This window comes from Isoptericola halotolerans (genome assembly GCF_003003075.1).
Classification (GTDB): domain Bacteria; phylum Actinomycetota; class Actinomycetes; order Actinomycetales; family Cellulomonadaceae; genus Isoptericola; species Isoptericola halotolerans_A.
In genome coordinates this window covers 46,124-65,601 of the sequence record NZ_PVTX01000005.1, presented here as the reverse complement: position 1 = coordinate 65,601, position 19,478 = coordinate 46,124, and the positions used below count along the sequence as shown (strand labels likewise).

The window sequence follows — 19,478 nt, the reverse complement described above, 5'->3', positions numbered from 1 at the left end:
GGGCGGGTCAGGAGCGGCGGGTGACGCGGAGCCCGCCGCTCCACCCGGGGCCGACACCGACCCGGTCGGCGGACAGGCGTCCGGTCTTGGCGAACTCGACCCACGCGGCGCGCAGGGCGCGACCGGCCTCGACGAGGTGCGTGGCGCCGTCGGGCCCGATCACCGGGGCCTCGGCCCACCGCTCCGCGTTCGGGAAGAGCAGCCCGAGCTCGACGGCGTGGGTGGCCCCGAGCGGGTTGCCGTCGGGGCGCGTCGACAGCTCGGCGGCGACGACGGCGGCACCGGCGGCAGCCATGTTCTTCGCGAACGCCCGGGCCCCCCGGCGGAACAGGGTGTCGGTGACGCGGCGTGCCACGAGCCGGAACAGCAACGGGCCGACGACCGGCCTCGCCCGCAGGGCGCGACCCCTCGGGTCGAGCTGGACGAACGCGCTGCCGTCCTGCCTCGTCCAGGTCACCAGGAGCTCCAGCCCGGGTGCCCGACGGCGCCACGTGGCCAGGAACTCGTCCTCCGGCGGCAGGGGAGCGCGGCCGTACTCGGGGGCGAACGGCATCCCGGCACGGTCGTTCATCCCCGCCACGGCGGCGGCCGCACGGACCTGCGCGGCCACGACGTCGGTGACCGGGGAGCCGGCGGTGAGGTCGCCCGCCGCGCCGACCAGGGCGTCGTGGATCTCCGCGCGGCCGCCGCGGACGCCGAGCGGCGGACTCTGCAGGATGGCGCGCCGCAGCAGCCCCTCGGTGCCGTCGGCACCCAGGACGTGTGCGAGCAGGTCCGCCCCGGCGGACTGACCGAACGCCGTCACCTGGCCGGGGTCGCCCCCGAAGGCCTCGATGTGCTCCCGGACCCAGCGCAGCGCCTCGATGACGTCGAGGAGGCCGAGGTTGGCCGGCCGGGATGGCCGTCCGTCCGCTCCGCCGTCGTCCCCGAAGAACCCGAGGGCGCCGAGCCGGTAGGTGACGTTCACGACGACGACCCCGTGCTCGCGGACCAGGGCGACCGGGTCGTAGCCGGGGAGGTCGCCGGCGCCGGAGACGTAGGCGCCACCGTGGACCCACACGAGCACCGGGAGCAGTGTGTCGTCGGCCGGGCTGCGGACGGGACGGGTGACGCTCAGCCGCAGGCAGTCCTCGGTGAACGTCATGCCCGCGAGCTGGGGTCCGTACACCTCGTCGGCGGCGCTGGGTGGTTGAGGGCACGCGTAGCGGTCGAGCTGGCGCGCCGCGGACTCCTCGGGTTCCGGGGGGACCGGAGTCGGCGGTTCGAACCGCCCTGCGCGGGCGTAGCGGATGTTGCGGACCTGCTCGACGTCGTGGCTGTGACGCAGTGCGGCGAACGTGCCGAGCGGGGTCTCGATCCGGGTCTGGTCGCCGGCCGTGCCGGCATCGTGCGGGGCGGTGGACCGTTCGGTCATGGCGTCCTCCTCGACGGCGTGGGGCCACCGTAGCGAACCGACCGGGCGGTATGTCCAGTGCGGCTGCGGGCGAAAACGGGGTCTGTGTGGCCCGCGGGTCACGATCGGCTCCCGATCGCGGCACGAGCGTTGACTTCCCGAGCGACGACCTGTTGATATATGGAGTCATCACCATATTTCGGAGGAATACGTGACTCAGCAGGACGTGTCGGCGACCACGGCGGGCGACGCCACCTCGAGACCCCGCTATCGCGGCCGGCACCTGCCGATGGTGGCCGTGGTCATCGCCGCCTTCATCGCGACGGCGCTGGCCTACAGCGGCATGGTGCTGTTCGGCCTCGAGGTCGCCCACATGGAACCGCTCGAGGCCTATGCGCTCGCGGGATTCCTGGAGGTCAGCCTCGTCGCCGTCGCCCTCATGGCGCGCAACGCCGCGCTCGAGGGGCGGCCGTACGGGGTCCTGCTGACCCTGACGTGGGTCCTGTCCGGCACCTCCGGCGTCTTCGCGGCGCTCCACGAGGTGGCGGTGCCGACCGCCAGCACGCCCTACATGGTGGTCTTCCGCTTCGTGCCGCCGCTGGTCGCGGCGCTGATGTGGCACCTGGCGCTGGTCGGCGAGCGGCACCTCGTCACGGGGCACACCCTGGACGAGCGCCGTCGCGAGCACCGCGTGCACCAGTACGTCACGGCCCTGGAGATGTGGCGCGACGCGCGGCTCGACAGCTCGGGCAGCCGTCGTGCCACGAAGAAGATCCGCGCGTCGCACGAGCGCCAGCGTGCCGCGCGCGACCGCGCGCTGAAGCTGCTGACCGTGGAGGACTTCGAACGGCGGATGCAGGTCTGGGTCGAGCGGCTGGAGGCTGCCGAGCGTCACGGCAGCCGGCTCGACACCATCGGCGCGAGCTCGGTCAAGCGCGGTATGGCCCGCGGAACCGTCCTGGCCGAGGACCCGGCACCGGCCGATGCGCGGCCGGCAGGCTCCGCGTCGACCGTGGCCGCCACCGAGCCCGTCGCCGCTGAGCCCGTCGCCGCTGAGCCCGTCGCCGCTGAGCCCGTCGCCGCTGAGCCCGTCGCCGCTGAGCCCGTCGCCGCTGAGCCTGTCGAGGCCGAGCCGGTCGTCGAGCCGGTCACGACGGCGGCCGTCGCGTCGCGCGACGAGGACGACGGCGAGCGGACCGCCGAGCCGGAGCCGTTCGCCGAGGACTTCGGCGCCGCACTGGGCGGTGAGCCCACGGGTACGCACGGCACGGGTCCGCGCGAGACCGAGGACGAGCCGGAGACCGTCGCGCGCGAGCACGGCCCGGCGGAGGCGCACAGCGAGGCGCCGCAGCCGTCCGAGCCGCTGCCGGAGACCGGGCACACCCGCCGGGTCGAGGTGTTCGACCTGGTCGGCCGTTCCGACACCGCGACGGGCGCGATCCCCCGGGTGCCCACCTGGTCCAACCTGCACGGCACCTCCGAGCTGCCGACGGACGCGCCGAGCGCAGCCCCCGAGGACGCCGAGAGCGCCGAGAAGCCGTCGGAGGACGACGAGAGCACGGCGGTGACCGACGGCGCGGGCGAGGGGAGCGAGGAACCGTCCGGCCGCGACCGCCGCATCCTGATGCTCGCCCGCGCCGGCCTGAACCAGCGCGAGATCGCCGACGAGGTCAAGGCGTCCCGGTCGACCGTCAGCCGGGTGCTGCGCCGGTTCGAGGACCAGAAGCCCGGCTCCGAGCAGCCTGACGACGAGCTGGCGCTCGCCCCGGCCTGACCTGCCCGCCGCGAGAGCGACCCGCGTCCCGGGATCCACCGACCGCGCCGGTCGGTGCCGGTCGGTCCCGGGACGCGGGTCGCTCTCGCGGGTGCTCAGGCGCGCGCGAACGTCCCCGCGAACGCCGTCCACGACTCCGGCGCCAGACGGACCGTCGTGGTCCCGTCCGCGGAGCCGACGAGGGCGCCGGCCACGTCGACGGCCGACCAGGACGCCTCCGCGACCTTGGCGGCGTGCTCCGGGCCGTGCACGGCCGTCTCGTGGTCCGCGAGCATCTGGTGCCCCTCGGTCAGGGAGAGCGTCGCCCCGACGTGTGCGAGGTCCACCTCGACGACCTGGTCCGACCGGTTGGTGAGGAACAGGCCCAGGCTGCCGTCGTCGTCGACCGTCGCCGCCGCGGTGACCACGGGGGCCTCGCCGTGCCGCTCGGTCCGGAGGCTGGGCGCGTCCACCCGCACGTCGAGTGCCGTGCCGCGGGCCAGGCGCGCCGTCGTCGCGAACGGGTAGAAGGTGGGCTGCCGCCAGGCCTCGCCGCCGGGCTCGGTCATGATCGGTGCGATGACGTTGACGAGCTGGGCGAGGGCCGCGACGGGGACCCGGTCGGCGTGGTTGAGCAGCGTGACCAGGAGGTCGCCGACGACGACGGCGTCGAGGGCCGAGTAGACGTCCTCGATGATGCGCGGGGCATCCCGCTGGATCGGCAGGTTGGCCTCACCCGGGAAGCGGGTCTCGAGGTACCAGACGTTCCACTCGTCGAACGAGATGGTGATCTTCTTGTCGCTGCGGCGCTCGGCACCCACGGCGTCGGCGGAGGCCACCACGCGGTCGATGAAGCGGTCCATCGCGGTGCCGGAGGCCAGGAAGGACGCGCGGTCGCCGTCGTGCTCCTCGTAGTAGGCGTGCATGGAGATGTGGTCGACCAGGTCGTAGGTGTACGACAGGACGGTGCGCTCCCACTCGCCGAACGTCGGCATCTGCATGGAGCTGGAGCCGCACACGACCAGGGAGATCGACGGGTCGACGAGCTTCATGGCCTTGCCGGCCTCGGCGGCGAGCTTGCCGTACTCGTGGGCGTCCTTGTGGCCGATCTGCCACGGGCCGTCCATCTCGTTGCCCAGGCACCACAGCGTGACGCCGTAGGGCTCGGTGCGCCCGTTGGCGATCCGCAGGTCGGCCCACCGGGTGCCGGCCTCGCCGTTGCAGTACTCGACCAGGGCCGCGGCGGCCGCGACCCCGCGCGTGCCGAGGTTGACGGCCATCATCGGCTCGATGCCCTCGCGCTCGGCCCACTGCAGGAACTCGTCGGTGCCGACGAGGTTCGGCTCGACGGTGCGCCACGCGAGGTCGAGGAACGGCTTGCGCTCGGCGACGGGGCCGACGGCGTCCTCCCAGACGTAGTTCGAGACGAAGTTGCCGCCGGGGTAGCGCACCATCGACACACCCAGCTCGTGGGTGAGGTCGGCGACGTCGCGGCGGAAGCCGTGCTCGTCGGCCGCGGGGTGGTCGGGCTCGAAGATGCCGGTGTAGACCGCACGGCCCAGGTGCTCGACGAACGAGCCGAACAGGCGGCGGTCGACGACCCCGCGGCGGAAGTCGGGGTGCAGGGTGATGCGGGCGTCAGCCATGGTTCTCGGTGTTCCTCTGCGAACGGAGCGGGATGTGCCGCCGATGGTTACAACGATGTAGAGTGAACCACGACACAGGTGTCCGGCACCAGTCGGCCGCCCGTGTCCTACGCTGGGCGCGTCGATCAGGAGGAGAGTCACGTGGCAGTGACCATGCATGACGTGGCGCGCAGGGCCGGCGTCTCGATCAAGACGGTCTCGAACGTCGTCAACGCCTACCCGCACATCCGGCCCGAGACGCGCCGACGGGTCCAGGAGGCGATCGACGATCTCGGCTACCGGCTGAACACGACGGCGCGGAACCTGCGCCAGGGGCGCACCGGCATGATCGGCCTCGCGCTGCCCGAGCTCTCGCTGCCGTACTTCGCCGAGCTGGCCGACTCCGTGATGCGCGCGGCCGAGGCGCGCGGCGTGGTGGTGCTCATCGAGCAGACGGGCGCCCAGCGCGAACGGGAGCTCCAGGCGCTCGACTCCGCGCAGCGTCGGCTCACGGACGGCCTGCTGTTCTCGCCCCTCGCGCTGGAGCCCGAGGAGACCGAGAAGCTCGAGGTCGACTACCCGATGGTGCTGCTCGGCGAGCGGATGTTCGGTCCCGTCGACCACGTCACGATGGCCAACGTCGAGGCGTCGCGGGCGGCGACGCTGCACCTCATCGAACGGGGGTGCCGACGGATCGCGGCCATCGGCGCCCACCCGGGCGAGACGATGGGCTCGGCGCGGCTCCGGTACGACGGCTACCGCAAGGCGCTGGCCGAGGCGGGCGTCCCCTTCGACCCCCGGCTGGTGGTCGAGGCGGGCCTGTGGCACCGCGCGACCGGCGCGGAGGCGATGTCCACGCTGCTCGACTCCGGCGTGCCCTTCGACGGGGTGTTCGGCATGAACGACGCGCTGGCGCTCGGTGCGCTGCACGTCCTCCATGCGCGGGGGGTCTCGGTGCCCCACGACGTCGCGGTCATGGGCTTCGACGACGTCGACGACGCCCGCTACTCGGAGCCGTTGCTCAGCACGATCGACCCCGGCCGGGAACAGATCGCGCAGACGGCGGTGGACCTGCTCCTGGACCGCATCGGCGGGTCCACCGTCGAGCCGCGCCGTGTCGTCGCGGAGTTCCAGGTCGTGGCGCGCGAGTCCAGCATGCTGGGCCGCCTGGTGCCGCAGGGCGGCTGACGGTGCGTCAGGTTGCGCGACGGTAACGGTTGTCGGCCGCTGCTTGCATCCGTCTCTACAACGGTGTAAAAAAGTGCCATCCCGTTGTTGTACAACGATGGAGAGAGTGCCATCGGCGGCACCCTCACTGAGGGCCAAGGTGGCCCCGGCGCACTCATTCAAGGAGGACATCGAATGCGCATCTCACAGCGCCGTGGTGCAGCAGCAGCTGTTGCCACACTGACGGTCGGAACGCTCCTGGCGGCCTGCTCGTCCGGGGGGTCCGCCGACGGCGGGGCCACCGCGGAGGGCGGCGGCGACGCCGCCGCCTGCACCAACGAGATCAAGAAGCCGGACGCCACCGAGGTGAGCGTGTGGGCCTGGTACCCCGCGTTCGAGTCGGTCGTGGACCACTTCAACGAGACTCATGACGACGTCCAGGTCTGCTGGACCAACGCCGGCCAGGGCGCCGACGAGTACAACAAGTTCTCCACGACGATCGAAGCGGGCTCCGGTGCTCCGGACGTCATCATGCTCGAGTCGGAGATCCTGCCCACGTACACGATCCTGAACTCGCTCGCCGACCTGTCCGAGTTCGGTGCCAACGAGCTGGAGAGCCAGTTCACCACCGGTGCCTGGTCCGACGTCACCAGCGGTGACTCCGTCTACGCGATCCCGGTCGACGGCGGCCCGATGGGCATGCTGTACCGGGCCGACATCTTCGAGGAGTACGGCGTGGAGGCGCCGACCACCTGGGAGGAGTTCGCCCAGGCCGGCCAGGAGCTGCGCGACGCCGGCTACGAGGGGTACATCACCAACTACCCGACCAACGGCAACGCCCTGAACTACGCGCTCTTCGCGCAGAACGGGTGGAGCCCGTTCGAGTACGACGCCGCGAACCCGCAGGAGATCGGCATCGACGTCGCCACCCCCGAGGCGGAGCAGGTCCTGTCGTACTGGAAGGACCTCATCGACCAGGGCCTCGTCTCCACCGACGACGCCTTCACCTCGGACTACAACACGAGCCTCGTCGACGGCACCTACGCCGTCTACCTGGCGGCCGCGTGGGGCCCCGGCTACCTCCAGGGCCTGTCCGACGCCGACAGCGAGGCCGAGTGGAAGGCCGCGCCGCTGCCCCAGTGGGACGCGGACGACCCCACCCAGGTCAACTGGGGCGGTTCCACGTTCGCCGTGACGGAGCAGGCCGACGACAAGGCGGCCGCGTACACCGTGGCCAGCGAGCTGTTCGGCGACATGGACGCCTGGGAGCTCGGCATCGACGAGGCGGCGCTGTTCCCGCAGTGGAACGAGGCGCTGGAGTCCGACTACTTCGTCAACAAGGAGTACGAGTTCTTCGGCGGCCAGCAGATCAACAAGGACGTCTTCATCGAGGCGGCCAACGGCTACGAGGGCTTCTCCTTCAGCCCGTTCCAGGTCTACGCGTACGACCAGCAGACGCAGGCACTGTTCGACATGGTGGAATCCGGCGGTGACGCCACCACCACGCTGCAGACCATCCAGGACGCTCTCGTGTCCTACGCCCAGCAGCAGGGCTTCACCGTCAAGTGATCGAACGGCCGCCGGCCCGGTCAGCCGGGCCGGCGGCCCTTCTTCCACGCAGGATCGCGCAGGGAGTACACCATGACATCGTCGACGGCCGTCGACCGGCCCACCGGGCCCGCCCCGTCCGGCGCCCGCGGCACGAAGCCTCGCCGCAGCACCTCGACCAGCACCATCGACAGCAAGCGCCAGTGGTGGGGATGGCTGTTCGTCGCCCCGTTCACCGTCGTCTTCGTGCTGTTCCTCATCATCCCGCTCTCCTACGCGTTCTGGATGAGCCTGCACAACAAGGGCCTGGCGACCGGCGGCGAGTCCGTGTTCGTCGGTGCCGACAACTACGTGCGGGCGTTCACCGACCCGGTGTTCCTCGAGGGTCTGCTCCGGGTGGCCAAGTTCGTGGCGGTGATGGTGCCCGTCCAGATCGGCCTGGCACTGGTCTGCGCCCTCGTGCTCGACACGCTCGCTACCCGGTTGTCCAAGGCCTCCCGGCTGCTGATCTTCGTGCCGTACGCCGTGCCCGCCGTCATCGGTGCGCTGATGTGGGGCTTCCTCTACAGCCCGCGGTTCGGCCCTGCCACCGACGTCTTCGGCCTGTTCGGCCTGACGGCCCCGGACTTCCTCAGCTCGTCGATGATCTTCGCCTCGCTGGTCAACATCGTGACCTGGCAGTGGGTCGGCTACTACATGATCATCATCTACGCGGCGCTGCGGACGATCGACCCCTCGGTCTACGAGGCCGCCCGGATCGACGGTGCGAACGGCCTGCAGACGGCGCTGCGCATCAAGGTGCCCATGGTGTCGTCGTCCATGGTCATGGTCGTCGTCTTCTCGTTGATCGGCACGCTGCAGTTCTTCACCGAACCGACGGTGCTGAGGTCCGTGGCGCAGGGGGCGATCCCGTCGGACTACACGCCGAACATGTACGCCTACTCGCTGGCGTTCTCCTACAGCCAGTTCAACTACGCGTCCACGATCGCGTTCGCACTCGGCATCTTCGTGTTCATCGGGTCGTACATCTTCCTGTACGTCACCCGCAAGCAGAGTGGACTCAAGTGATGACTACGGACACCCAGACCAGCCCGACCGCGACGAGGCGCCCCAGCCGCTCCGGGACAGGCGCGAACGGCGGTCGCCGCATCGGTTCGCACGCGTTCCTGGTGCTGATGGCGCTGTACTTCGTCGTCCCCCTGTGGTTCCTCGTGGTGGGCTCGACCAAGTCGAACAGCGGCCTGTTCGTCGGCTCCGGCGGGGCGTTGTGGTTCAACGACGAGTTCTCGCTCGTCGACAACATCCGGGGGCTCTTCGAGCACCAGGGCGGCATCTACTGGATCTGGCTGCGCAACTCGTTCATCTACGCGTTCGCGGGCGGTGTCGGCGCGACGGTGCTCGCCGTCCTCGCGGGGTACGGGCTGGCGAAGTACCACTTCCGGGGACGCACGGCCTACTTCACCGTGCTGCTCGGTTCGGTCATGGTGCCGCTCACGGCCCTGACGATCCCGACGTTCGTGCTGCTGAGCGACATCGGCCTCATCAACACGATGTGGGCCGTCATCCTGCCGTCGCTCCTGAGCCCGATCGGCGTCTACCTCATCCGCGTCTACTCCCAGGACGCGATCCCGAGCGAGATGCTCGACGCCGGCCGCGTCGACGGCGCCGGCGAGCTGCGCCTCTTCTTCCAGGTCGCCCTCCCGCTGCTGCGGCCGGCGATCGTGACGGTCCTGCTGCTGGCCACGGTGTTCAGCTGGAACAACTTCTTCCTGCCGCTGGCGGTGCTGCGCGACACGGACCTGCTGCCGGTCACGGTCGGCCTCAACCAGTGGCAGGCCCTGTCGAACGCCGGTGCGGGCGGCGAGCAGGTCTGGAACCTCATCGTCACCGGCGCCATGGTCTCGATCATCCCGCTCATCGCCGCGTTCCTCGGCCTGCAGAAGTACTGGCAGGGCGGGCTCTCCCTCGGCTCGGTCAAGTAGACCGTTCCCTCCCAGCTCCCGGTGGGCACCGGCACGGTGCCCACCGGGCTCCATCGTCGACCGCCATCACCCCTCACACGGGAGGTCTCATGCTGCCCGCCACCGTCACCGTCGATCCGGCCTTCGTGGTCGGGCCCGTGCGTCGTCGTACCTTCGGCTCGTTCGTCGAGCACCTGGGCCGGTGCGTGTACACCGGCATCCACGACCCCGAGCACCCCTCCGCGGACGCCGACGGGTTCCGCGGCGACGTGGTCGAGCTCACCCGGGAGCTCGGGGTGTCGACCGTGCGCTACCCGGGCGGGAACTTCGTCTCCGGCTACCGGTGGGAGGACGGCATCGGGCCGGTCGAGGAGCGGCCGCGGCGCCTGGACCTGGCGTGGCACTCCACCGAGCCGAACCTGGTGGGGGTCGACGAGTTCATGCGCTGGGCCGCCAAGGCCGGCGTGGAGCCGATGATGGCGGTCAACCTCGGCACGCGCGGCGTCCAGGAGGCCCTCGACCTGCTCGAGTACTGCAACGTGCCCGGCGGGACCGCGTGGTCCGACCTTCGGCGGGCCAACGGTGCGCAGGACCCGTACCGGGTCACGATGTGGTGCCTGGGCAACGAGATGGACGGCCCGTGGCAGATCGGGGCGAAGACCGCCGCCGAGTACGGCCGCCTCGCCGCCGAGACGGCACGCGCGATGCGGATGATCGACCCGGACCTCGAGCTCGTGGTGTGCGGATCGTCCAACTCCGCCATGCCGACGTTCGGGGCGTGGGAGCACACCGTCCTGACCGAGGCGTACGAGCACGTCGACCACGTCTCGGCGCACGCCTACTACTACGAGACCGACGGCGACCTGGCCTCGTTCCTCGCCTCCGCGGTCGACATGGACCACTTCATCGACTCGGTCGCCGCCACCGCGGACGCGGTGCGCGCCGCGGGCAAGCACAGCAAGCGCACCAACATCTCGTTCGACGAGTGGAACGTCTGGTACCAGCAGCGCGCCGAGTCCCGTCCGCCGTCGGGCGACGACTGGCCCATCGCGCCCGTGCTGCTCGAGGACCGCTACAACGTGGCCGACGCCGTGGTGGTCGGCAACCTGCTCATCAGCCTGCTGCGGCACACCGACCGGGTGCACGCCGCCTCCCAGGCCCAGCTCGTCAACGTCATCGCCCCGATCATGACCGAACCGGGCGGGCGCAGCTGGAAGCAGACCATCTTCCACCCGTTCGCCCTGACCTCGCGGCACGCCACGGGCGACGTGCTGCGCCTGGCGATCGACTCACCCGTGACCGAGACCGCCCGCTTCGGCGAGGTGCCCGTGCTCGACGCCGTGGCCACCCACGACCCGGACACCGGCGAGGTCGTGCTGCTCGCCACCAACCGCTCGGTGACCGACGCCGTCACTCTCGACGTCGACCTGCGCGGCTTCGGCGCGCTGCGCCTGCTCGAGGCGCTCACGCTGTCCAACCCCGACCACACCTGGACCGCGACCGCCGACGACGACACCTCGGTGGCGCCCCGGACGAACACCAGCGCCAAGACCGCCGACGACCGGGCGTACGCCGAGCTGCCACCCGTGTCCTGGACCATCATCCGGCTCGGGCGGGCGTGAGCCGCGCCGGGCGTCGCCGTCGGCCCGTGGTCGTCGCCCTCGCCGTGCTCTGCGTCGCCGCGGTCGCCGGTGGCATCGCGCTCGGCGTCCTGCGCCCCTGGGCGGAGCCGGCGACCGAGCCACGACCGATCGCGCTCGACGGCGACCTCGCCACCCACGACCCGGCGCTCGTCGTCGGTGCAGCGGGGGAGCCCTGGTTCGTCTACTCCACCGGGGTGCCCAACAAGGCGCTGGGCGCCCCCGTCGTGAACCGGTCCGACGACGGCGGGGCCACCTGGGAGCAGGTCGGCCCGGCCTGGGGGAGCGACGAGGACCCGCAGTGGGTGCGCGAGTCGATCGAGGGCGTCGAGCACTACTGGGCGCCGGAGCTGGTCGAGCACGACGGCACCTGGTACCTGTACTTCTCCGCCTCCACCTTCGGCTCCAACACGTCCGCGATCGGGCTGGCCACGGGCTCCACGCTCGACCCCGCCGACCCGGACTACGGCTGGACCCACCGGGGTGCCGTCTGGCGCTCACAGGCCGGCGACACCTACAACGCCATCGATCCCGGCGTCGTGGAGGACGCCGACGGGAACCCGTGGCTGTTCTTCGGGTCCTTCTGGGACGGCATCCACGCCGTGCCCCTCGAGTGGCCCTCCGGGATGCCGGCGGACGGCGCCGAGCCGGTGCTGGTCGCGAGCCGCGGCGACGGGGAGAACCAGATCGAGGCGCCGTACGTCGTCGAGCGCGACGGCTGGTACTACCTCTTCGTCTCGTGGGGCAAGTGCTGCTCCGGGGTGAGCTCGACGTACTCGATCCAGGTCGGGCGCTCGCGCGACGTCACGGGCCCGTACCTCGATGCCGAGGGGCGGGACATGGCCGACGGCGGCGGCACCGAGGTGCTCGCCAGCGACGGCTCCATGATCGGTCCGGGCGGGCAGTCGGTCTCGCAGGGACACCTCGGGTACCACTTCTACGACGGCGACGCCGCGGGCGCGTTCCGCCTGGCGGTCCAGGAGCTCGGCTGGTCGGACGGCTGGCCCGTCGCGACCCCGGAGGTCCCCGTCCCACCGGGGTAGGCACCTCTGCCCCGCCGACCGGCCATCGGCTACTATCGGACCGTCGCGACTGGCGTACAGGTGGATCACCACCGGGGAGCGACGCGCTGTGCTGACGACGGGTCGGTCGCCTGGGCCCGGTCGGTATCGACAACCCGTGCACCCGCCGACACAGCAGGAGACGCCATGAGCACTCCCGACCCCATGAACGCGCCGCTCGCCGAGCTCGACCCGGAGATCGCCGCCGTCCTCGACGGCGAGCTGGCCCGGCAGCGCGACACCCTCGAGATGATCGCGTCGGAGAACTTCGTCCCGCGCGCCGTGCTGCAGGCCCAGGGCTCGGTCCTGACCAACAAGTACGCCGAGGGCTACCCCGGCCGCCGGTACTACGGCGGCTGCGAACAGGTCGACATCGCCGAGAACCTGGCGATCGCCCGCGCCAAGGAGCTCTTCGGCGCCGAGTACGCGAACGTCCAGCCGCACTCCGGCGCCCAGGCCAACGCGGCCGTGCTGCACGGGCTGATCAACGCCGGGGACAAGATCCTGGGCCTCGAGCTGGCCCACGGCGGCCACCTCACGCACGGGATGAAGATCAACTTCTCCGGCAAGCTGTACGACGTCGGCGCCTACGGCGTGGACCCGACGACGCACCGCATCGAGATGGACGAGGTCCGCAAGCGCGCCCTCGAGCACCGCCCGGACGTCATCATCGCGGGGTGGTCCGCCTACCCGCGCCACCTCGACTTCGCGGCGTTCCGCGAGGTCGCGGACGAGGTCGGCGCCAAGCTCTGGGTGGACATGGCGCACTTCGCCGGCCTCGTGGCCGCCGGGCTGCACCCGTCCCCGGTGCCGCACGCCGACGTCGTCTCCTCCACGGTGCACAAGACCATCGGCGGCCCGCGCTCCGGCTTCATCCTGGCCAAGGAGGAGTACGCGAAGAAGCTGAACTCCGCCGTCTTCCCGGGCCAGCAGGGTGGTCCGCTCATGCACGTCATCGCGGGCAAGGCGGTGGCGTTCAAGGTCGCGGGCACCGACGAGTTCCGGGCCCGTCAGGAGCGCACCGTGCGCGGCGCGCAGATCATCGCCGAGCGGCTGCTCCAGGCCGACGTCGCCGACACCGGCGTCTCCGTCCTGACGGGCGGCACCGACGTGCACCTGGTGCTCGTCGACCTGCGCCACTCCGCGATGGACGGCCAGCAGGCCGAGGACCTCCTGCACGACGCCGGGATCACCGTCAACCGCAACGCCGTCCCGTTCGACCCGCGCCCGCCGCGCGTCACCTCGGGGCTGCGCATCGGCACGCCGGCGCTCGCCACCCGCGGGTTCGGCGACGCCGAGTTCACCGAGGTCGCCGACATCATCGCCACCGCGCTGAAGGACGGTGCGGCGGCCGACGTCGACGCCCTCCGGGCCCGCGTCACGAAGCTCACCGCCGCGTTCCCGCTCTACCCGGAGCTGCAGCAGTGAGCGCACAGAAGCTGGACGGCAAGGCGACCGCGGCGGCCATCAAGGACGACCTGCGCGAGCGGGTCGCGGTGCTGCGCTCCCGAGGTGTGGTCCCCGGCCTGGGGACCCTCCTCGTCGGGGACGACCCGGGCTCGCAGTGGTACGTCGCGGGCAAGCACCGCGACTGTGCCGAGGTGGGCATCGAGTCCATCCGCGAGGACCTGCCGGGCGACGCCACGCAGGAGGACGTCGAGGCCGCCGTGGCGCGCCTGAACGAGGACCCGGCCTGCACCGGCTACATCGTGCAGCTGCCGCTGCCCGCCGGGATCGACACGCACCGTGTGCTCGAGCTCGTGGACCCCGCCAAGGACGCCGACGGCCTGCACCCGACGAACCTCGGCCGGCTCGTGCTGCGGGTGGACGGGGAGCTCGACTCGCCGCTGCCCTGCACCCCGCGCGGGATCGTCGAGCTCGTCGAGCGGCACGGCGTCGACTGGGCGGGCAAGGAGGTCGTCGTGCTGGGCCGCGGTGTCACCGTCGGCCGGCCGATCGGGCTCCTGCTCACCCGCAAGGCCGTGAACGCCACGGTCACGCTGACGCACACCGGCACCCGGGACCTGCCGGCGCTCGTCCGGCGTGCCGACGTCGTCGTGGCCGCGGCGGGCGTCGAAGGGCTCGTGACGGCCGACATGGTCAAGCCCGGTGCGGTGCTCGTCGACGTGGGCGTGTCGCGCCGGACGGACCCCGAGACCGGGAAGTCGCGGGTGGTCGGCGACATCGCACCCGACGCCCGCGAGGTCGCGGCGTGGTACTCGCCGAACCCGGGCGGCGTCGGACCGATGACCCGCGCGATGCTGCTGGCGAACGTCGTCGAGTCGGCGGAGCGTTCCGCGGGGTCATGAGCCTGCGGCCCGGCCCGGCCCCGTGAGGGAGCCGGGCCGGGCCCCCGGTCAGCTGCAGCCGAGCTCCGCGGTGGCGTCCTGGCCGGCGGTCTGCACGGCATCGGCCTGCTCCGAGACCTGCGAGGCGGCGTCCGCCAGGGAGGCGTCGTCGTCGACGTCGTCGATCGCGTCCTGCAGCGACTCCCACGCGTCGTCGAGCGCCTCGGTGCGGTCGTCGGCGACGGACCCCAGGGAGTCTTCCAGATCGGCGTAGGCGTCCCCGACCGCTTCCCGTGCCGTCTGGACCTCGCCCACGGTCGGTTCCGACGTCAGGGTGGTCCGCAGGTCCCCGAGCGCGGTCCTGAAGGCCTCCCAGTCCGCGCACGCGGTCGCGGTGTTCTCCTCCGGAGAGTCGCTGCAGGCCGCCAGGGTCGGGACGACCAGTGCCGCCGCGGACGCCGCGGTCCACAGAGTGTTCTTGCGCATCGTGTCTTCTCCTGTCGTCGCTGGTGAGATGGTCGGGAGGTACGGTCGTGCGCCTGCCGGACCGATAGTGCGTCACGGAGGACCGCCGCGCACGTGGAACGCCCGACCGATGAGTCCCGGACCCCCGGGGCGTCGTACCTCTCGAGACCCCCGGACCGCGGGGGCGACGGAGGGAGTCGACATGGTCACCGTGCGACCGCACCTGTGGTTCGCCGACAACAACGCCCACGAGGCAGCGGTCTTCTACGCCGAGCACGTGCCCGGCTCCCGGGTCGGGTCCGTGCTCACCGCGTCCGAGGGCATCCCGGGCGTCACGGCCGGCGAACCGTTCATCGTCGAGTTCACGGTCTGCGGGCTCGACGTCGTCGGCCTGAACGCCGGCCCGGACCTCCGGCTCGACGAGGCGTTCAGCTTCTACCTCCTGTGCGACGGGCAGCAGGAGGTCGACCACTACTGGGACCTGTTCACGGCCGACGGCGGCAAGCCCGGACCGTGCGGCTGGTGCACCGACAAGTTCGGGGTCAGCTGGCAGGTCGTCCCGAAGCAGCTCGAGGAGCTCAGCGGCGACTACTCCACCGCGGCGAACCAGCGGACGGTCCAGGCGATGCTGAAGATGTCCAAGATCGACGTCGCCGCCCTGGAGGCCGCCCACGCGGGCACCTGACGGGGGTGCGGGCGACCGGTGCGTGAGATCCGCCGCTGCGGCCGTCGGCGGCTGGCCGCCTGTCGGCGGCGTGTGGTGGTATTGCCCGCGTGCTGACCATCGCGACCGCCAACGTCAACGGGATCCGTGCCGCCTTCCGCCGGGGCATGCACGACTGGATCTCCCACCGCTCGCCCGACGTCCTGCTGCTGCAGGAGGTCCGCGCCCCGGACGCGCTCGTGCGCGACTACCTCGAGGGCTGGCACGTCGCGCACCTGCCGTCCGAGCTCAAGGGCCGGGCCGGCGTCGCCGTCGCGTCGCGCCTCCCGATCGCCGCGGTGCGCGGCGGGCTCGCCCGGCCCGACGGCGGCACCGAGCCCGACGTCGACACCGGGCGGTGGGTGGAGGCCGACCTGACGCTGCCCGACGGCGGGCCGCTCACCGTGGTCTCGGCGTACCTGCACTCGGCGTCGTCCAGCCCGGGCCAGGAGCACACCCTGGTGGCCAAGTACGCCCACCTCGAGAAGGTGACCGCGCGGCTGGCGGAGCTCGCGTCCGGTGGCGTGCCGGCCCTCGTCGCGGGGGACCTGAACATCGCGCACCGTGAGGTCGACATCGCGAACTTCAAGGGCAACCGCAAGAGCGCCGGGTTCCTGCCGGAGGAACGTGCCTACGTCGACCGCTGGCTCGACGCCGGGTGGACCGACCTCGGGCGCGCTCACGGGGGTGACGGTCCGGGTCCGTACACGTGGTGGACCTGGCGGGGGCAGGCGTTCACCAACGACCGGGGGTGGCGCATCGACTACCAGCTCGCGAACGAGGCGCTCGCGGGCCGGGCGGTGAAGGTCGAGGTCGACCGGGCGCCGTCGTACGAGGAGCGGTGGAGCGACCACGCGGCGGTGGTCGCGACGTACTCGCTGCCGCTGTGACCAGGGCGAGGTGAACGTGTGATGCACGAAACTGCGCCTGTTCATCTGCTGTTCACCTGGCATCCGTGATGGCGTCATCCGGCCCTGGTTCTCTCGGAGAGCAATGACGAGTAGTGGTCGCCGCCGGGGTGACCACCTCACCTCGACGGGAGACTCCATGACCGACGTCCTGCCGCAGGCGTCCGTTGCCTCCGCCGCACCGGCCGAGGTCGCACAGCGCGACACGCGGCTGGTCAGCCCGTTCGAGCGCCTGGGCCTGTCGGGCCGTGCGCTCCGCACCGCCAACTGGCTCGGTGTCGTCGTGGGCGTCTATGTCCTCATCACCGCCGTCGAGCTGATCGGCTCCGGTTTCAAGGTGGCGACGGGCGGCACCGCCGAGTCGCTGTTCGCCTTCGCGTCGAACCCGTTCGTCGCGCTGATGGTCGGCGTGCTGTTCACGGCGGCCACGCAGTCGAGCTCGACGACGACGTCGGTCACGGTCGGCCTGGTCGCCGGCGGTCTGCCCATCAGCATCGCGATCCCGATGCTCATGGGCGCCAACATCGGCACCACGCTGACCAACACCCTGGTCAGCCTCGGCATGGTCCGGGACAAGGAGAGCTTCCGCCGCGCGTTCTCCGCCGCGACGGTCCACGACTTCTTCAACCTCATCGCGGTGGCCATCTTCCTGCCGCTCGAGCTCGCGACCGGCTTCCTCGAGAAGTCGTCGGCCTGGCTCGCGGACGCGACGTCCGGGTCCGACGGCGGCGTGGTCGCCACGGTGTTCGGCGCGCTCGGGACCGTGGTCGACACCGTCACCGAGCCGCTCGCGGACCTGCTCGGGTGGACGACCTCGTTCCTCCCCGGTGCGTGGCACGGCGTCGCGATGATCGTGCTCGGGGTCGGCCTGATCCTGGCGGTCATCAACTGGCTCGGCAGGCTGCTCAAGGTCCTCATGGTGGGCCGGGCGGCGGAGGTCCTGCACGCCTCGGTGGGTCGCGGGCCGCTCAGCGGCATCGCGAGCGGGGCCGCGATGACCATGATGGTCCAGTCCTCCTCGACCACGACCAGCCTGATGATCCCGCTCGCCGGGTCGGGCACCTTCTCGCTCAAGCAGGTCTACCCGTTCACGGTCGGTGCCAACATCGGGACCACGATCACCGCGCTGATCGCGGCCTTCGCCTTCACCGGGGCGGAGGGCACCCTCGCCCTCCAGGCGGCCTTCGTGCACGTGCTCTTCAACGTGTTCGCCGCGCTGGTCGTGTTCGGTCTGCCCGGCCTGCACCAGCTCCCGCTGCGTGGTGCGACCTGGCTCGGTAACGTCGCCGCCACCAACAAGGTGTGGGCCGCGGCCTGGGTGCTGGGCGTGTTCGTCGGGATCCCGCTGGCGCTCATCGGCATCACGACCGTGCTGTGAGCCCGCACGGACGGGCAGGTGACCCCATGACGGCCGGGAAGCCGGAGGACGCCGTCGCCGTCGAGCGCGAGCTCGAGCGGATCGTGGCCGAGGCGGAGGCCAAGCTGGCCGAGGTGCGCCGCGAGCTGGCCGAGCGCCGCCGCCAGGACGCGCAGCACGCCGAGATCGACCGTCTCGAGGAACACCTCGCCAACGCCACCGTCCGGTGGGAAGAGGTGCGCTCGTTCTTCGACGACGTGCTCGCCCAGCTCCGCCGGGGCGAGGGTCGCGACGACCCGCCCGCATGATCTCCTGAGGCGCGGCGGGCGGGGACGGCAGCCCGGTGCCGACGTGCGCTCAGTGCGCGGGGTCGGACGGCGGCGCGAGCAGGAACCCCGGCGCCGTGAGCCCGGCGTCGTCGAACGCCGCCTGCACGGCCGCGGTGACGCCGTCGACGTCCCCGGCGCGGACCAGCGCGATGGCCGAACCGCCGAACCCACCACCCGTCATGCGGGCGCCGAGCGCTCCGGCGCCGAGCGCCGCGTCGACCACGAGGTCGAGCTCGCGCGCGGAGACCTCGTAGTCGTCCCGCAGCGAGGCGTGGGAGGCGTTCATGAGCGGGCCGACCTCGGTCACCCGGCCGGCCCGAACCAGCTCGGCGAACTCCGCCGTGCGCGCGATCTCGGTGACCACGTGCCGGACCCGGCGACGCAGCACGTCGGCCTCGGCGTCGCCGCCGAGCTTGTCGAGGGCGACGTCCAGCTCCTCCGGCGCGATCTCGCGCAGCGAGGCGATGCCGAGGATCTCCGCCGCCTGCTCGCAGGCGGCGCGGCGCTGCGCGTACTGGCCGTCGACCAGCGCGTGCTCGGCACGGGTGTCCACGACGAGCAGCGTCAGGCCGGCCGCGGCCAGGTCGAAGGGCACCCGGTCGGCGGACTCGAGCGGGGTGAGCCCGGGTCGGCAGTCGAGGAGCAGGGCGTGCCCGGCCGAGCAGCGCAGCGAGGCCGCCTGGTCCATGCCGCCGGTCGGGGCGCCGGCGATCTCGTTCTCCGCCCGCACGCAGGCCGTCACGAGGTCCGCCCGTCCGGCGTCGTCGGCCGCCAGGCCCAGCGAGTGCACGGAGTCCAGGGCGACGGCGACCGCGCACTCGAGCGCGGCCGAGGAGGACAGGCCGGCGCCGAACGGCACGCAGGAGTCGACGACGGCGTCGAACCCGGAGACCTGGTGGCCCGCCTCGTGCAGCGCCCACGCGACGCCGGCCACGTAGGCGCCCCAGCCGCTGGTGACGCCGGGGGCGACCTCGTCGAGGGTCGTCTCCCACCGCTCGTCCGGCGCCTGGGCGGAGGCGAGGCGGACCCGCCCGTCGGTCCGAGACCGGAGCGCCACGTAGGTGCGGTGGGGGAGCGCCACGGGCAGGGCCAGCCCGGCGTTGTAGTCGGTGTGCTCGCCGATGAGGTTCACGCGGCCCGGGGCGGACCACACGCCGTCCGGGGCGCCGTCGTCCCCGAAGACCTGGTCGAACAGGGTGCGGACGCGCGCGGCGCCGTCGTCGGCGGTCCAGGAATCGAGCCACTGGGGAGACGTCATGGCGCCCAGTATCGCTGATCCG

At 71.9% G+C, this 19,478-nt stretch carries 17 protein-coding genes and 1 riboswitch; of the genes, 13 read left to right on the top strand and 4 right to left on the bottom strand.

The features are described from left to right. Nucleotides 1–7: 7 nt before the first annotated feature. Nucleotides 8–1,414 (bottom strand): carboxylesterase family protein, encoded by a 1,407-nt coding sequence (locus tag BCL65_RS08510; RefSeq protein ID WP_106267071.1) that lies wholly within the window; start codon nt 1,412–1,414, stop codon nt 8–10. A 190-nt stretch (nt 1,415–1,604) separates the two neighbouring features. Between BCL65_RS08510 and BCL65_RS08505 the strand changes: the two genes are divergently transcribed. Next, nucleotides 1,605–3,167 (top strand): helix-turn-helix domain-containing protein, encoded by a 1,563-nt coding sequence (locus BCL65_RS08505; RefSeq protein WP_106267069.1) that lies wholly within the window; start codon nt 1,605–1,607, stop codon nt 3,165–3,167. 95 nt (nt 3,168–3,262) lie between these two features. On the opposite strand, the gene arfA (BCL65_RS08500) is transcribed toward BCL65_RS08505, so the two are convergent. After that, nucleotides 3,263–4,792: an arabinosylfuranosidase ArfA gene (gene arfA / locus BCL65_RS08500; protein WP_106267067.1), complete on the bottom strand. Its 1,530-nt coding sequence runs from the start codon at nt 4,790–4,792 to the stop codon at nt 3,263–3,265. Between the two features lie 141 nt (nt 4,793–4,933). Between arfA (BCL65_RS08500) and BCL65_RS08495 the strand changes: the two genes are divergently transcribed. The 8 genes from BCL65_RS08495 to BCL65_RS08460 all read left to right on the top strand — a co-directional run bounded on the left by BCL65_RS08495 (nt 4,934) and on the right by BCL65_RS08460 (nt 14,457). Next, on the top strand, nt 4,934–5,959 hold the full coding sequence (locus BCL65_RS08495; RefSeq protein ID WP_243400945.1) for a LacI family DNA-binding transcriptional regulator: 1,026 nt from the start codon (nt 4,934–4,936) through the stop codon (nt 5,957–5,959). A 174-nt stretch (nt 5,960–6,133) separates the two neighbouring features. Further along, nucleotides 6,134–7,507 carry an ABC transporter substrate-binding protein gene (locus tag BCL65_RS08490; protein ID WP_106267064.1) on the top strand — a complete coding sequence of 458 codons (1,374 nt, stop codon included), beginning with the start codon at nt 6,134–6,136 and terminating at the stop codon, nt 7,505–7,507. 72 nt (nt 7,508–7,579) lie between these two features. Continuing rightward, complete coding sequence (locus BCL65_RS08485; RefSeq protein WP_106267062.1) at nt 7,580–8,554, top strand: carbohydrate ABC transporter permease; 975 nt, start codon at nt 7,580–7,582, stop codon at nt 8,552–8,554. Next, entirely contained in the window at nt 8,554–9,468 is a 915-nt protein-coding gene (locus BCL65_RS08480; protein WP_106267060.1) for a carbohydrate ABC transporter permease, read from the top strand. Before BCL65_RS08485 ends, BCL65_RS08480 begins: the two co-directional genes overlap by 1 nt. An 89-nt stretch (nt 9,469–9,557) precedes the next feature. Beyond that, nucleotides 9,558–11,069 (top strand): arabinosylfuranosidase ArfA, encoded by a 1,512-nt coding sequence (gene arfA / locus BCL65_RS08475; RefSeq protein ID WP_106267058.1) that lies wholly within the window; start codon nt 9,558–9,560, stop codon nt 11,067–11,069. Next, the gene (locus BCL65_RS08470; protein WP_106267056.1) at nt 11,066–12,130 is read left to right on the top strand and encodes an arabinan endo-1,5-alpha-L-arabinosidase; all 1,065 of its coding nucleotides are present in this window, start codon (nt 11,066–11,068) and stop codon (nt 12,128–12,130) included. Before arfA (BCL65_RS08475) ends, BCL65_RS08470 begins: the two co-directional genes overlap by 4 nt. Nucleotides 12,131–12,165: 35 nt before the next feature. Further along, a riboswitch (ZMP/ZTP riboswitch) is annotated at nt 12,166–12,253 on the top strand. 42 nt (nt 12,254–12,295) lie between these two features. Next, nucleotides 12,296–13,576: a serine hydroxymethyltransferase gene (glyA, locus tag BCL65_RS08465; RefSeq protein WP_106267054.1), complete on the top strand. Its 1,281-nt coding sequence runs from the start codon at nt 12,296–12,298 to the stop codon at nt 13,574–13,576. Continuing rightward, on the top strand, nt 13,573–14,457 hold the full coding sequence (locus BCL65_RS08460; protein ID WP_106267052.1) for a bifunctional methylenetetrahydrofolate dehydrogenase/methenyltetrahydrofolate cyclohydrolase: 885 nt from the start codon (nt 13,573–13,575) through the stop codon (nt 14,455–14,457). The genes glyA and BCL65_RS08460 overlap by 4 nt, the downstream gene beginning before the upstream one ends. A gap of 48 nt (nt 14,458–14,505) precedes the next feature. On the opposite strand, the gene BCL65_RS08455 is transcribed toward BCL65_RS08460, so the two are convergent. Next, nucleotides 14,506–14,922: a hypothetical protein gene (locus BCL65_RS08455; protein ID WP_106267050.1), complete on the bottom strand. Its 417-nt coding sequence runs from the start codon at nt 14,920–14,922 to the stop codon at nt 14,506–14,508. 181 nt (nt 14,923–15,103) lie between these two features. Between BCL65_RS08455 and BCL65_RS08450 the strand changes: the two genes are divergently transcribed. From BCL65_RS08450 to BCL65_RS08435, 4 genes are all read left to right on the top strand, one after another. Beyond that, the gene (locus BCL65_RS08450) at nt 15,104–15,586 is read left to right on the top strand and encodes a VOC family protein (RefSeq protein WP_106267048.1); all 483 of its coding nucleotides are present in this window, start codon (nt 15,104–15,106) and stop codon (nt 15,584–15,586) included. 89 nt (nt 15,587–15,675) lie between these two features. Next, on the top strand, nt 15,676–16,494 hold the full coding sequence (locus BCL65_RS08445; RefSeq protein ID WP_106267046.1) for an exodeoxyribonuclease III: 819 nt from the start codon (nt 15,676–15,678) through the stop codon (nt 16,492–16,494). A 157-nt stretch (nt 16,495–16,651) separates the two neighbouring features. After that, nucleotides 16,652–17,890: a Na/Pi symporter gene (locus BCL65_RS08440; RefSeq protein WP_106267044.1), complete on the top strand. Its 1,239-nt coding sequence runs from the start codon at nt 16,652–16,654 to the stop codon at nt 17,888–17,890. Nucleotides 17,891–17,916: 26 nt separating this feature from the next. Beyond that, nucleotides 17,917–18,177, top strand: coding sequence for a hypothetical protein (locus BCL65_RS08435; RefSeq protein WP_106267042.1), 261 nt, complete (start codon nt 17,917–17,919; stop codon nt 18,175–18,177). A 49-nt stretch (nt 18,178–18,226) separates the two neighbouring features. Here the strand turns inward: BCL65_RS08435 and galK are convergent, their stop codons facing one another. Continuing rightward, complete coding sequence (gene galK, locus BCL65_RS08430) at nt 18,227–19,456, bottom strand: galactokinase (RefSeq protein ID WP_106267040.1); 1,230 nt, start codon at nt 19,454–19,456, stop codon at nt 18,227–18,229. Nucleotides 19,457–19,478: the final 22 nt, after the last annotated feature.